Raw genomic sequence first — 14474 nt, 5'->3', positions numbered from 1 at the left:
TCATGAAACAGTATCTTGAATTGATGAAAAAAGTGCTCGACGAGGGCACGCCGAAAAACGACCGCACCGGCACCGGTACGCTCTCCATTTTTGGCCACCAGATGCGCTTCAATCTGCAAGAAGGCTTTCCTCTGGTGACAACGAAGCGCTGCCATCTGCGCTCGATCATTCATGAACTGCTCTGGTTCCTGCAAGGCGATACCAACGTTGCTTATCTACATGAAAACAATGTCTCCATCTGGGACGAGTGGGCAGATGAGAACGGCGACCTGGGTCCGGTCTACGGCAAGCAATGGCGCGCGTGGCCTACCCCGGACGGCCGCCATATTGACCAGATCACGACCGTCATAAACCAGCTGAAAAATGATCCGGACTCGCGCCGTATCATTGTCTCTGCCTGGAACGTGGGTGAACTGGATAAAATGGCGCTGGCGCCTTGCCACGCGTTTTTCCAGTTTTACGTGGCGGACGGCAAGCTCTCCTGCCAGCTCTATCAACGCTCCTGCGACGTGTTCCTCGGCCTGCCGTTTAACATCGCCAGCTACGCGCTGTTGGTGCATATGATGGCGCAGCAGTGCGATCTTGAAGTAGGCGATTTTGTCTGGACGGGCGGTGATACCCACCTCTACAGCAATCATATGGAACAGACGCATCTCCAGCTGACGCGCGAACCGCGTGCATTGCCGAAGCTGGTGATCAAACGTAAACCGGACTCGATCTTCGATTACCGTTTTGATGATTTCGAGATTGAGGGTTACGACCCGCATCCCGGCATTAAAGCTCCTGTCGCCATCTGATACGGCAAATCCTGACACAACCGGTGCTCTTTAGCGCCGGTTTTTTTTCACGCCCGTTTTGTTTTTCGAGCCTGTTTCCAGAGATGATGCAACGCGTTGCAACGGGTGAAAATCTCCTGAAAGCGGCTCGTAAAGTTCTGGTTTGACGCTCGCACCGTTTCTGCTATTCCTCCACACTCCCGCCATGAAAAACGAACAAGGCTTTACGCTTATCGAAACCCTTATCGCCGTTTCGCTGGCAGTGATCCTCAGCGCCACAGGACTCTATGGCTGGGACAGCTGGCAGCAGCGGCAGCGGCTTTGGCAAACCGCCTGCCAGGTGCGGGATTACCTGGTGTTTTTGCGCAATGACGCCAACCGTCACAACAGCGAGCACAGGATCGCGCTGTATAACGACGGTGAAAAGAACTGTCTGGCCAGTTCAGCGGTGACCGGTTGTGACAGCGGCGGACCGTTCGTGATGAAGCCGATGTGGCCAGGGGTCACGATAAGCGACATAACACCTGCGCTGGGATTTTACGGTTTAAGAGATACCGCGTGGGCCGGACATATCCGGGTGCAGAGCCGCGCTGGTGGGTGGTGGGTTATTGTCTCAAATGGCGGACGTATCAGGCTGTGTAATGCCGCAGGAGAAGGTGCATGCCAGTAAATCGAAAAGGGTTTTCCCTGCTGGAAGTGCTGATTGCGATGACGATAAGCAGCATTCTGTTACTCAGCACGTCACGTTTTTTACCGGGGCTACAGCGGGGGGTTTTACTGCAATCCGGGCAGCAGGAGCTGGAGGATGAGGTCTGGCAACGTCTGTTCGCGGTCGGTAAACAGTTTCAGAGAGCAGGATACTGTGCAGGGCATTGCCAGGGACAGGGGATGATCATCGGCAGGCAAGGACGATGTGCGATTGTGCAATGGGATGCGAACAGCAACGGCCAGTGGGATAGCACCGCGTCAGAAAACGACAGTACGGGATTTCGGCTTGAGTCCGGATCGCTTGAAACGCTGCGGGGCGCCACATCCTGTGACGGTAAGGGATGGGATAAGCTCACCGACCCGGATCGGGTCCTGATAGAGCAATTTATGGTCACTAAAACCGATCGTGCTGGCTTTGCGCCGGTCATCAGTATCGAGCTGCGTGCCCGCCGTAAAGGTGAACTGACCGCACCCTTTTCAGCTCGCCATACCGTAACGGGGTTTAATCTGTGAATCGTCAGCGGGGCATGTCATCGCTGGCGCTGGTCCTGCTATTGCTGGTGCTCGGCACGCTGATCCTCACCGGATTAAATCAGCAGTTGCAAACCTTTAGCACGCTGGTAAGTGGCGAGAGTTTGTCTGTTCGCCAGCAGGCTGCCGTGCAATCTGCACTGGAGTGGGGGCGCGTTCAGGAATGGGCTTTACAGCCAGAGGTTCAGTGCAAACAGACACAGCGTTTGCGGGTCTGTGTAAGGCTGTTTGGGGAGCGTGTTTTGCTTATTGCCGGCAATGACGATCTGTTGCTATGGCAAGGCGGGGACATCGCGGAAGGGCAGATACGCTTTTCCGCCCACGGCTGGAGTGATTTCTGCCCCCTTAAGGAAAGTACGCTATGTCAGTTACCCTGAGCAGACAAAAAGGATTTAGCATGGTGGAGGTTTTGCTGGCAATGATGTTGCTGGTTGTGGTTGTGACGGCGTTATCCGGATATCATCGCGCGCTGGCAGCCCGGTATGCGGCGCTTAGCCAGTATCGTCAGCTATGGCATCATGCGTGGAATCAATCGCAGATCTCAACATTAACGCTCCCGCCGGGCTGGCAGGTCAGTCGGGGGCAGACAACACAGTCCGGATGTGTCAGCATCACGGTCACACTTATTTCTCCTATGGGGCGGCAGGGCGCGTTAACGCGTCTGCACTGCCCGGTTAGCCGCTAGTCGGGAGCGTTTATGCTAAGGGTTTACCACTCAAATCGTCTGGATGTGCTGGAAGCACTGATGGAGTATATCGTTGAGCAAGAGCGTCTTGACGATCCGTTTGAGCCAGAAATGGTGCTGGTGCAGAGCACCGGTATGGCGCAGTGGCTGCAAATGTCCCTTTCGCAGAAATTTGGCATTGCGGCGAACATCGATTTTCCGCTGCCCGCGAGCTTTATCTGGGAGATGTTTGTTCGCGTCCTGCCGGACATCCCTGAGCAGAGCGCCTTCAACAAACAAAGCATGGCCTGGAAACTGATGACGCTGCTGCCGGACATGCTGGCGCGTGATGAGTTTGCCATGCTGCGGCACTACCTGAATGACGACACCGACAAGCGTAAACTTTTCCAGCTGGCCTCACGTACTGCCGACCTCTATGACCAGTATCTGGTTTACCGTGCAGACTGGCTGATTCGCTGGGAAGCGGGAGAATTAGTCGATGGGTTACCGGAAGCGCAAATCTGGCAGGCGCCGCTCTGGAAAGCGCTGGTCGAGCATACCGGGAAACTCGGTCAGCCTAAGTGGCACCGTGCTAACTTGTACGATCGCTTTATCTCGATACTTGAGAACAGCGCAGAACGGCCAGCCCGTTTGCCGTCACGCGTGTTCATTTGCGGTATCTCCGCGTTGCCGCCTGTCTACCTGAACGCGCTAAAAGCGCTCGGTAAGCACACTGATATCCATATCCTCTTTACCAACCCGTGTCGGCACTATTGGGGGGATATTCAGGATCCGCGCTGGCTTTCACGGCTGGTCACCCGTCAGAGAAAACGTCTCTTTGAAGAACGCGCGGTGCCGCTGTTTAAAGACAGTGAAAACGCGGCGCAGCTTTTTGATGAAGAGGGGATTCAGAACCTGCCGAACCCGCTGCTTGCCTCGTGGGGCAAGCTCGGACGTGACTATATTTATCTGCTTTCAGATATCACCTCCTCGGGAGAAGGGGATGTGGATGCGTTTGCCGATATTACGCCGGATAGCCTGCTGCACAATATTCAGCTTGATATTCTGGATTTAGAGAACCGTGCCGTTGCCGGGATCACTGCCGAGGAGTTTGCGCGAAGCGATAAGAAGCGAAAACTGGATCCTGACGATCGTAGTATCGCGATCCACGTTTGTCACAGCCCACAGCGTGAAGTTGAAATTCTTCATGACCGCCTGCTGGCCATGTTGCAGGACGACCCAACCCTGACACCGCGCGATATCGTGGTGATGGTGGCCGATATCGACAGCTACAGCCCGTTTATTCAGGCGGTATTTGGCAGCGCAACGGGCGACCGCTATCTGCCCTACGCAATCTCTGACCGTCGCGCTCGTCAGTCACACCCGGCGCTACAGGCCTTTATCAGCCTGCTTTCGCTGCCTGATAGCCGGTTTATCTCTGAGGATGTGCTGGCACTGCTGGATGTGCCAGTTCTGGCCGCACGTTTCAACATTAACGAAGAGGGGTTGCGCTATCTGCGCCAGTGGGTCAACGAATCCGGTGTCCGCTGGGGTATCGACGATGATAACGTCCAGGAGTTCGAACTGCCAGCAACCGGCCAGCATACCTGGCAGTTTGGGCTGACGCGCATGCTGCTGGGGTATGCAATGGAGAGCATCCACGGCGAATGGAATGACGTGCTGCCGTACGATGAATCCAGTGGGTTGATCGCGGAACTGGTTGGTCACTTAGCCTCGCTGCTTATGCAGCTCAACCGCTGGCGCCGTGCATTGATGCAGCCCCGCCCGCTCGAAGAGTGGCTGCCAGTTTGCCGCGAAATGCTGAATGATTTCTTCCTGCCGGACAGCGAAACTGAAGCCGCCATGGCGCTTATCGAGAAGCAGTGGCAGGCCATCGTTGATGAAGGGGTTAATTCGCACTATCACGAGGCGGTTCCCCTTTCGCTTCTGCGTGATGAGCTGACGCAACGTCTCGATCAGGAGCGCATCAGCCAGCGCTTCCTTGCGGGGCCGGTGAATATTTGTACCCTGATGCCAATGCGTTCAATCCCGTTCAAAGTGGTCTGTCTGCTTGGCATGAACGACGGTATTTATCCGCGTGCGCTGCCGCCTCTGGGCTTTGATCTTATGAGCGCACAACCGAAGCGGGGTGACCGCAGCCGCCGCGATGATGACCGTTATCTCTTCCTTGAGGCGCTGATGTCTGCGCAAAGCAGGCTTTATATCAGCTATATCGGACGTTCAATTCAGGATAACAGCGAGCGTTTCCCGTCTGTGCTGGTGCAGGAGCTAGTGGACTACATTGGACAGAGCCACTATCTGCCGGGCGATGAAGCCTGCAACTGCGACGAAAGCGAACGTCGGGTGATAGCGCATATCACTTGCCACCATAGCCGTATGCCGTTCGATCCTGTCAACTACGTTCCTGATGAACTGCAAAGCTATGCCCGCGAGTGGCTTCCCGCCGCGAAGAAAGCGGGGACGCCGCAAACCGATTTTATTCAGGCGCTCGAACCGCGCGCTATAGACACCCTCACGTTTGAGCAGCTACAGCGCTTTTGGGCACACCCGGTTCGGGCGTTTTTCCAGCAACGCTTGCAGGTGAATTTCCGCTCTGAAGAGAGCGAAATCCCCGATGCGGAACCGTTTATTCTTGATGGGCTGGAGCGTTTTAAGCTTAATTCCCAGCTTCTGAATGCGCTGGTTGACGAAGAAGACGCCAGTAAACTGTTTCGACGTTACAGGGCGTCGGGATTACTTCCGTATGGTGCATTCGGCGAAATCGTCTGGGATGCCCAGTGCGAGGAGATGCGAGCGCTAGCTGACCGCGTTATCGCGTGTCGGCAGCCGGCGAGCAGCATTGAAATCGATCTCGATTGTAACGGTATGCACCTTAGCGGCTGGCTCACGCACGTGCAGTCTGACGGGCTGCTGCGTTGGCGCCCATCCATGCTCAGCGTTTCACATGGCCTGCAACTCTGGCTCGAACATCTTGTCTACAGTGCGAGTGGTCACGAAGGTGAAAGCCGGTTGTTTGTACGTAAGGACGGCGAATGGCGCTTCCCGCGGATGGAGCCTGAGCAGGCGTTGACGTACCTGTCGCTTTATATTGAAGGTTACCGTCAGGGCATGAACAAACCCCTGCTTTTGCTGCCTGAAAGTGGGGGGGCATGGATAAAAGCCTGTTATGACGCGCAGAATGATGCCATGTTAACGGATGAGGCTTCGCTCCAGAAAGCGCGCAGCAAGTTTTTGCAGGCCTACGAAGGGAACATGATGGTACGTGGCGAAGGTGACGATGTCTGGTATCAACGTTTATGGCGAACGCTGGAGCCAGAATATTTCGACATTATCACCCAGGAGGCGCAACGCTACCTGTTACCGTTATACAAATTTAATCAGTCCTGAGTGCTGTATAAAAATTGCGCAGTATGATGTGTTCATTTATGATGCACCTCTTATCACGGACTGATGTACCCAAAGAAAGAGATGCTGGCGTGTCCAGCACGCACGTTGTTAATGATGTAGCCGTGATAAAGAGGTCGTAATGCCAGGCAGCACCTTGTTCAAAGCGTTTGTTTTGTTTATCGCCCTTTGGGCTCCCGTCACACAGGCCGATTCCGGTTGGCTACCTGTCAAGGAAACAATCCGTAAGAGCGATAAGGACACCCGTCAGTATCAGGCGATTCGTCTTGATAACGGGATGACCGTACTGCTGGTTTCCGATCCTCAGGCGGTGAAATCGCTCTCCGCGCTGGTTGTGCCGGTGGGTTCGCTGGAAGATCCTGACGCCCATCCGGGACTGGCGCACTACCTTGAGCACATGACGCTGATGGGATCTAAAAAATACCCACAGCCTGACAGCCTGTCCGAATTTCTGAAAATGCATGGCGGCAGCCACAACGCTAGTACCGCGCCGTATCGCACCGCGTTTTACCTGGAAGTGGAAAATGATGCGCTTGATGGGGCGGTGGATCGTCTGGCGGATGCCATCGCCGCACCGCTGCTGGATAAAAAATACGCTGACCGTGAACGTAATGCCGTGAACGCCGAACTGACGATGGCGCGCACGCGAGACGGTATGCGCATGGCGCAGGTTAGTGCTGAAACCATCAATCCGGCGCACCCGGGTTCGCGCTTCTCAGGCGGCAACCTTGAAACGCTGAGCGACAAGCCAGGTAGCCCGGTGCTCGATGCGCTGCATGCGTTTCGTGAAAAATACTATTCCGCCAATCTGATGAAAGCGGTTATCTACAGCAATAAACCGTTGCCGACGCTGGCAAACATGGCCGCGCAGACCTACGGCAGGGTGCCAAATAAAAATATCGATCTGCCGCAGATTAACGTGCCAGTTGTCACGGACGCGCAAAAAGGCATTGTTATTCACTATGTGCCGGCCTTGCCGCGCAAGGTGTTACGCGTTGAATTCCGTATTGATAACAACACGGCGCAGTTCCGCAGCAAAACCGACGAGCTGGTGACGTATCTTATCGGCAACCGCAGCCCGGGTACGCTCTCCGACTGGCTGCAAAAGCAGGGGCTGGTGGAAGGTATTCGCGCTGACTCCGATCCCGTTGTAAATGGGAATAGCGGCGTGCTGGCCATCTCCGCGACGCTGACCGATAAAGGGCTGGCTCACCGGAACGACGTCGTTGCGGCCATTTTCAGTTATCTCTCTCTGCTGCGCGACAAAGGCGTCGATAAACGCTACTTTGACGAGCTGGCGCATGTGCTGGATCTCGATTTCCGCTATCCCTCTATCACGCGTGATATGGACTACGTTGAGTGGCTGGCAGATACCATGATCCGCGTGCCGGTGGAACATACGCTGGATGCGGTAAATATTGCCGACCAGTTTGACGCCGGAGCGCTCAAAGCGCGTCTGGCGATGATGACTCCGCAGAATGCCCGCGTCTGGTATATCAGCCCGAACGAACCGCATAACAAAATGGCCTACTTCGTTGATGCCCCGTATCAGGTTGAAAAAATCAGCGAACAGACCTTCGCGGGCTGGCAGAAAAAGGCGGGGGAAATTGCGCTGAAGTTACCGGAGCTTAACCCCTACATCCCGGACGATTTCTCGCTGATCAAACCCGCAAAGGCGTATCCGCACCCGGAGCTGATTGTTGATGAGCCGACGCTGCGCGTGGTCTACACCCCAAGCCGCTATTTCGCCGACGAGCCAAAAGCGGATGTCAGCGTGGTGCTGCGTAACCCCAAAGCAATGGACAGCGCCAGAAACCAGGTGCTGTTTGCGCTTAATGATTATCTGGCCGGTATTGCCCTCGATCAGCTCAGCAACCAGGCTGCCGTTGGTGGTATCAGTTTCTCCACCAACGCCAATAACGGCCTGATGGTGAATGCCAACGGCTATACCCAGCGTTTGCCGCAGCTGTTCCAGGCGCTGCTGGACGGTTATTTCAGCTATACGCCTACGGAAGAACAGCTCGAGCAGGCTAAGTCCTGGTATGCCCAGATGATGGATTCTGCCGAGAAGGGTAAAGCCTACGATCAGGCGATTATGCCAGCACAGATGCTGTCGCAAATTCCGTACTTCCAGCGCGAAGATCGCCGCGCGATATTGCCCTCAGTCACCTTAAAAGAGGTGCTGGCTTACCGTGATGCGCTGAAAACCAATACCCGTCCGGAGTTCCTGGTTGTAGGGAATATGAGCGAAGATCAGGCTAAAACGCTGGCGCAAAACGTCCGTGCGCAACTGGGTTCAAAAGGCGATGAGTGGTGCCGTAACCAGGATGTGCTGGTAGAGAAAAAGCAGAACGTGATCTTCGAAAAAGCGGGAAGCAGCACGGATTCCGCGCTGGCCGCGGTGTTTGTCCCTGTCGGTTATGACGAATTTACCAGCTCTGCCCAGAGTGCTGTGCTTGGTCAAATTATTCAGCCGTGGTTTTACAACCAGCTGCGCACCGAAGAGCAGCTGGGCTATGCGGTGTTCGCTTTCTCCATGAATGTGGGCCGTCAGTGGGGGCTGGGCTTCCTTCTGCAAAGCAGTGACAAGCAACCCGCTTACCTGTGGCAGCGTTATCAGGCGTTCTTCCCGCAGGCGGAAGCAAAACTGCGCGCCATGAAGCCGGAAGAGTTTGCCCAAATCCAGCAGGCGGTTATCGCCCAGGTGATGCAACCGCCGCAGACGCTGGGTGAAGAGGCCTCGCAGCTGAGCAAAGATTTTGATCGCGGTAATATGAAATTTGATTCGCGTGATAAAATAGTGGCCGAAATAAAACAGCTGACGCCACAAAAGGTTGCCGATTTCTTCCATCAGGCGGTAGTAAAACCGCAGGGTATGGCCATCCTGTCTCAGGTTTCTGGCAGCCAGAACGGGAAAACGGACTACGTAAAATCAAAAGAGTGGACCGTCTGGAAGAGCGTCAGCGCGCTGCAACAAACAATGCCCTGGAGTAAGAAAGAATGACCCATACCGCTGAGCCGCTTGATCCCCTAAGTTTACCTCTACAGGGTGAGCGACTGATTGAAGCCTCAGCGGGAACGGGAAAAACCTATACCATCGCCGCGCTATATCTGCGTCTGCTGTTGGGGCTCGGCGGCAACGCCGCTTTTTCGCGCCCGTTAAGCGTGGAAGAGCTGCTGGTGGTAACCTTCACCGAAGCGGCCACTGCCGAGCTGCGTGGCCGTATTCGCAGCAACATTCATGAGCTGCGCATCGCCTGTCTGCGTCAGACGACGGATAACCCCCTCTACGCGAGCCTGCTGGACGAGATTGCGGATAAGCAACAGGCTGCGCAATGGCTGCTGCTGGCCGAACGGCAAATGGATGAAGCGTCCGTCTTCACCATTCACGGTTTTTGTCAGCGCATGCTGAGCCTGAATGCGTTTGAATCCGGCATGCTCTTTGAGCAGCAGCTTATTGAAGATGAATCCGAGCTTCGCTATCAGGCCTGTGCGGATTTCTGGCGTCGACACTGTTATCCGTTGCAGCGCGACATTGCCGAAGCGGTTCACGCCCTGTGGAAAGGTCCGGAAGAGCTTCTTCGCGCCATCGACCGTTACCTGCAAGGCGAGGCGCCGGTCATTAAATCTCCTCCGCCTGCCGATGAAACGCTGGCCTCGCGCCATGAAAAGATCGTCGCCAAAATTGCCGCGCTTAAGCAGAAGTGGAATGAGTCGGTCGGTGAAATTGATGCAATCATCGAAAACTCAGGCATCGACAGACGCAAGTTCAACCGTGGGAACCAGGGGAAGTGGATCGAAAAGATCAGCGCCTGGGCCCAGGAGGAGACGCGGGGTTACCAGCTTCCGGACGCACTGGAAAAATTTTCGCAACGCTTTTTGACCGAGCGAACCAAAGCCGACGGTATTGTGCCTGAGCATCCCCTGTTTGTGGCGATTGAAGCGCTGCTTGCGGAGCCATTAACGCTCAATGACCTGATGATCACCCGCGCCATGACGGAGATCCGCCAGGCCGTCGCGCGCGAAAAACGTCGCCGGGGCGAGCTGGGGTTTGATGACATGCTGAGCCGCCTGGACGAAGCCCTGTCCAGCGAGAATGGTGAAGCGCTCGCCAGCGCGATCCGTACCCGTTTTCCGGTGGCGATGATTGACGAATTTCAGGACACCGACCCCCAGCAGTACCGCATTTTTCGCCGCATCTGGCGACAGCAGCCCGACACTGCCCTGTTGTTGATTGGCGACCCTAAACAGGCGATTTACGCCTTCCGTGGGGCAGATATCTTCACCTATATGAAAGCCCGTAGTGAAGTTGTCGCGCATTACACGTTAGACACCAACTGGCGTTCCGCTCCGGGGATGGTTGAGAGCGTCAATGCGCTGTTCAGCCGTATGGAGACGGCGTTCATGTTCAAGGAAATCCCTTTTCTGCCGGTGAAATCCGCCCCAAAAAACGCATCCCTGCGCTTCGAAGTCAGTGGCGCGGAGCAGCCCGCCATGACCTTCTGGCTGCTTGAAGGGGAAGGCTATGGCGTTGCTGATTATCAGGCGGCGATGGCCCAGCACTGCGCCGCGCAAATCCGTGACTGGCTGAGCGCAGGCAACCGCGGCGAGGCGCTGCTGTGGAAGGGGGAACAGGCAAATCCTGTTAAAGCCTCTGATATTACCGTGCTGGTGCGCAGTCGTCAGGAAGCGGCGTTAATCCGCGATGCGCTAACATTGCTGGATATTCCGTCAGTGTATCTCTCTAACCGTGACAGCGTGTTCGACACGCTGGAAGCCCAGGAAATGCTCTGGCTGCTTCAGGCGGTACTGGCGCCGGAGCGCGAAAATACGCTTCGAAGCGCGCTGGCCAGCTCTATGCTGGGGTTGAACGCGCGCGATATTGATGAGCTCAACCATGACGAAAACGCATGGGATGCGGTGGTTGAAGAGTTTGTCCATTACCGTGAACGCTGGCAAAAACGCGGCGTCATGGCGATGCTGCGCGAATTGATGACGCGGCGTCAGATTGCCGAAAATATGCTGGCGTCATCCGGCGGTGAAAGGCGTCTTACCGATATTTTACACATCAGCGAACTGTTGCAGGAAGCCGGCACCCAGCTTGAAAGTGAACATGCCCTCGTGCGCTGGCTGGCGCAGCAAATCGCGGATCCAAACAGTAACGCCTCAAGCCAGCAGATGCGTCTTGAGAGCGATAAGCATCTGGTGCAAATCGTCACCATTCACAAATCGAAAGGTCTCGAGTATCCGCTGGTCTGGCTGCCCTTTATCGCCAACTACCGCGTTCAGGATCAGGCCTATTATCATGACCGCGAGACTTTCGATGCGGTGCTCGATCTCAGCAAGGCGGAAACCAGCGTTGAGCTGGCGGAAGCGGAGCGTCTGGCGGAGGATTTGCGCCTGCTTTACGTGGCGCTGACCCGTTCTGTCTGGCATTGCAGCCTGGGCGTCGCGCCGGTTTTCCGCCGTCGCGGGGAAAAAACAGGGGAGAGCGATTTCCATTTAAGCGCCTTAGGGCGGCTTATTCAGCGTGGTGAGCCAAAAGATGCGGCGGGGTTGCGCCTCTGTATTGAGTCGCTTTGCGGAGACGATATCGCCCTGCATATCCCTTCTCTGCCAGACAACAGCCGCTGGGAAATGGCGCAAGAGCCCGTGACCGATCTTAACGCGCGCCAGATCACACGGGTGCTTGCCGACGACTGGCGCGTCACCAGCTATTCTGGCCTGCAACAGCAAGGGCAAAGTATTGCGCAGGATCTCATGCCGAAGCTGGACGTGGATGCCGCAGGGGTAGGCGATGTTCCGGTTGAACCGACGTTAACTCCGCATCAGTTCCCACGCGGCGCGTCGCCGGGCACCTTTTTGCACAGCCTTTTTGAAGAGCTTGATTTCACCCAGCCTGTCAGTGAGGAGTGGGTGCTGAAGATGTTGCAGAGCGGAGGCTATGACGCGCACTGGCAGCCCGTTCTCACTGACTGGATCAACGCCATTTTGCAAGCGCCGCTGACGGCGCAGGGCTTCTCTCTTCGCCAGTTAACGGCCAAAAATAAGCAGGTTGAGATGGAGTTTTATCTGCCCGTCGCAGGCCTGCTTAAGGCCGACGCGCTCGATGCGCTTATCCGTCAGTACGATCCGCTGTCAGCCGGTTGCCCGCCGCTGAACTTCCGTCAGGTGCAGGGCATGCTGAAAGGGTTTATCGACCTGGTCTTCCGTCACGAAGGACGGTACTACCTGCTGGATTACAAATCAAACTGGCTGGGCGAGAACAGCGCAGCCTATACCCAGCAGGCGATGGCGGCCGCCATGCAAATGCATCGCTACGATCTGCAATATCAGCTCTATACCCTGGCGCTGCACCGCTATTTGCGCCACCGTATTGCGGATTACCGCTACGACGATCATTTTGGCGGCGTCATCTACCTGTTTCTGCGCGGGGTTGACGCTGCCGATCCGCGCTCCGGGATCTTCAGCACTCGTCCGGATGCGGAATTGATTAATAAAATGGATAACCTGTTTGCAGCAAACACGGAGGAGATGGCATGACGATGCAGGACTTATTGCTGGATGCGGTAGAGCAACGCGTGCTGCGTCAGCTGGACGTGCAGTTTGCCATGATGATTGCCGCTGACCAGCCCGCCGTGATGCTTGCCGCTGCCCTGTTGAGTAAAGATGCCGGAGAGGGGCATGTGTGTCTGCCGCTCTCGCGTCTGGTGGTTGACGAGAAAATGCCGCCTGTCCTCCAGTCCTGCTTTGCGCTGCTGGGAGATAAGGTGGACTGGCAGAAAATCTTGCGGGAATCGTCAGCCGTTGGGCCGGGAGACAACCAGGCACCGCTGATCCTGACGGGGGAGCGCTTATACCTGAACCGCCTGTGGCGAAATGAACTGACGGTAGCGCGTTTCTTTAGTGAGACCAATGCGCCGCTTCCCTGCGACGAAGCACAGCTTCGCCAGACGCTGGACAGGCTGTTTGACTCCGGTGAGGACACAGACTGGCAGAAAGTGGCGGCGGCCGTCGCCCTGACGCGGCGGATCTCGGTGATATCCGGCGGCCCGGGAACGGGGAAAACAACGACCGTCGCAAAGCTGCTGGCAGCCCTGATACAGCTTTCAGGAGAGCAGCGATGCCGTATTCGTCTGGCGGCGCCCACCGGGAAGGCTGCGGCGCGTCTGACCGAATCACTGGGCGGCGCGATGCAACAGCTGCCGCTCACTCAGGAGCAGCTTGCGCTTTTCCCGGGTGAAGCAAGTACTCTGCACCGTCTGCTCGGCGCGCAGCCGGGTAGCCAGCGGCTGCGCTACCATGCGGGTAATCCGCTGCATCTGGACGTGCTGGTGGTGGATGAAGCCTCCATGATCGACCTGACCATGATGTCGCGCCTGATTGATGCTCTGCCACCCCATGCGCGGGTGGTTTTCCTGGGCGATCGCGACCAGCTCGCCTCTGTAGAAGCCGGGGCGGTGCTGGGAGATATCTGTACCTACGCCAGTTACGGTTATACCGCCGCGCGGGCGCAGGAGCTCGCCCGTCTGACCGGCTGCTCGCTTGAACCCGATCACACGCCGATCGCGGGCGCACTGCGTGACAGCCTGTGCCTGCTGCAAAAAAGCTACCGTTTCGGTAGCGACTCCGGCATCGGCCAGCTGGCTGCGGCGGTCAACCGTGGCGACAGGCACGCCACGCGCACGGTGTTTGACGGTACCTTCACTGACATTGAAAAGAAATCGCTGCAAAGCGGGGAAGAGTATCAGGCTATGCTTGAGGAGGCTCTCCAGGGATACCAGCATTTTCTGAGCTGCGTGCAGCAGCGCAGTCAGCCCGGACAGGTCATCGCCGCATTTGGCGAATACCAGCTTCTGTGCGCATTGCGGGAAGGGCCGTTTGGCGTCACGGGCCTGAACGACAGGCTGGAGCAGTTGCTGGTGCAGAAACGCAAAATTAACCGTCAGCTGCATTCGCGATGGTATGAAGGCCGGCCAGTGATGATCTCCCGCAACGATAGTGCGCTGGGGCTGTTCAACGGGGATATCGGCATTGCGCTCGATCGCGGTAACGGTCTGCGCGTCTGGTTCCAGCTACCGGACGGTAGCGTGAAGTCCGTCCAGCCCAGCCGCCTGCCAGAGCATGAAACGGCATGGGCGATGACGGTACATAAATCTCAGGGCTCCGAGTTCAACCATGCGGCGCTGATCCTGCCGACACAGCTGTCGCCGGTAGTGACCCGCGAACTGGTCTACACCGCCATTACCCGTGCGCGCCAGCGCCTGTCGCTATATGCGGATGAGCGCGTGTTGAGCCAGGCTATTGCCACCCGTACCGAGCGCAGAAGCGGATTAAGCGCGATATTTGAATCTGTCTGAGTGAACGCC

Annotated in this window: 9 protein-coding genes; all 9 read left to right on the top strand. The window is 56.4% G+C overall.

Annotation, left to right across the window (positions count from 1 at the left end; genetic code table 11):
• Positions 1–2: 2 nt before the first annotated feature.
• The 9 genes from thyA (at position 3) to recD (ending at position 14465) form a co-directional block, all read left to right on the top strand.
• Positions 3–797 (top strand): thymidylate synthase, encoded by a 795-nt coding sequence (thyA, locus tag L384_RS19510; RefSeq protein ID WP_003862785.1) that lies wholly within the window; start codon positions 3–5, stop codon positions 795–797.
• Between the two features lie 184 nt (positions 798–981).
• Positions 982–1446, top strand: a complete 465-nt coding sequence (locus tag L384_RS19515; protein ID WP_003862783.1) for a prepilin peptidase-dependent protein — start codon at positions 982–984, stop codon at positions 1444–1446.
• Positions 1437–1997 carry a prepilin peptidase-dependent protein gene (locus L384_RS19520; RefSeq protein ID WP_003862779.1) on the top strand — a complete coding sequence of 187 codons (561 nt, stop codon included), beginning with the start codon at positions 1437–1439 and terminating at the stop codon, positions 1995–1997. The genes L384_RS19515 and L384_RS19520 overlap by 10 nt, the downstream gene beginning before the upstream one ends.
• Positions 1994–2392 carry a DUF2509 family protein gene (locus L384_RS19525; protein WP_003862778.1) on the top strand — a complete coding sequence of 133 codons (399 nt, stop codon included), beginning with the start codon at positions 1994–1996 and terminating at the stop codon, positions 2390–2392. Before L384_RS19520 ends, L384_RS19525 begins: the two co-directional genes overlap by 4 nt.
• A complete protein-coding gene (locus L384_RS19530) occupies positions 2377–2700 on the top strand; it encodes a prepilin-type N-terminal cleavage/methylation domain-containing protein (protein WP_003862776.1) in 324 nt (107 codons plus the stop codon). The genes L384_RS19525 and L384_RS19530 overlap by 16 nt, the downstream gene beginning before the upstream one ends.
• A gap of 12 nt (positions 2701–2712) precedes the next feature.
• Positions 2713–6087 carry an exodeoxyribonuclease V subunit gamma gene (recC, locus tag L384_RS19535; protein WP_003862774.1) on the top strand — a complete coding sequence of 1125 codons (3375 nt, stop codon included), beginning with the start codon at positions 2713–2715 and terminating at the stop codon, positions 6085–6087.
• Between the two features lie 139 nt (positions 6088–6226).
• Positions 6227–9109 (top strand): pitrilysin, encoded by a 2883-nt coding sequence (ptrA, locus tag L384_RS19540; RefSeq protein ID WP_023323694.1) that lies wholly within the window; start codon positions 6227–6229, stop codon positions 9107–9109.
• A complete protein-coding gene (gene recB, locus L384_RS19545; RefSeq protein ID WP_023323693.1) occupies positions 9106–12648 on the top strand; it encodes an exodeoxyribonuclease V subunit beta in 3543 nt (1180 codons plus the stop codon). The genes ptrA and recB overlap by 4 nt, the downstream gene beginning before the upstream one ends.
• A complete protein-coding gene (recD, locus tag L384_RS19550; protein WP_023323692.1) occupies positions 12645–14465 on the top strand; it encodes an exodeoxyribonuclease V subunit alpha in 1821 nt (606 codons plus the stop codon). The genes recB and recD overlap by 4 nt, the downstream gene beginning before the upstream one ends.
• Positions 14466–14474: the final 9 nt, after the last annotated feature.

This window comes from Enterobacter sp. MGH 38, from assembly GCF_000492855.1.
Classification (GTDB): Bacteria; Pseudomonadota; Gammaproteobacteria; order Enterobacterales; family Enterobacteriaceae; genus Enterobacter; species Enterobacter hormaechei_C.
The sequence above is the reverse complement of the archived record's forward strand: the minus strand, read 5'-3'. Positions and strand labels throughout refer to the sequence as shown.

Excerpts from the sequence above, each read along its gene's own strand:
- thyA (WP_003862785.1), top strand. The coding sequence starts at position 3 with ATGAAACAGTATCTTGAATTGATGAAAAAAGTGCTCGACGAGGGCACG.
- L384_RS19515 (WP_003862783.1), top strand. The coding sequence starts at position 982 with ATGAAAAACGAACAAGGCTTTACGCTTATCGAAACCCTTATCGCCGTT.
- L384_RS19520 (WP_003862779.1), top strand. The coding sequence starts at position 1,437 with ATGCCAGTAAATCGAAAAGGGTTTTCCCTGCTGGAAGTGCTGATTGCG.
- L384_RS19530 (WP_003862776.1), top strand. The coding sequence starts at position 2,377 with ATGTCAGTTACCCTGAGCAGACAAAAAGGATTTAGCATGGTGGAGGTT.
- recC (WP_003862774.1), top strand. The coding sequence starts at position 2,713 with ATGCTAAGGGTTTACCACTCAAATCGTCTGGATGTGCTGGAAGCACTG.
- ptrA (WP_023323694.1), top strand. The coding sequence starts at position 6,227 with ATGCCAGGCAGCACCTTGTTCAAAGCGTTTGTTTTGTTTATCGCCCTT.
- recB (WP_023323693.1), top strand. The coding sequence starts at position 9,106 with ATGACCCATACCGCTGAGCCGCTTGATCCCCTAAGTTTACCTCTACAG.
- recD (WP_023323692.1), top strand. The coding sequence starts at position 12,645 with ATGACGATGCAGGACTTATTGCTGGATGCGGTAGAGCAACGCGTGCTG.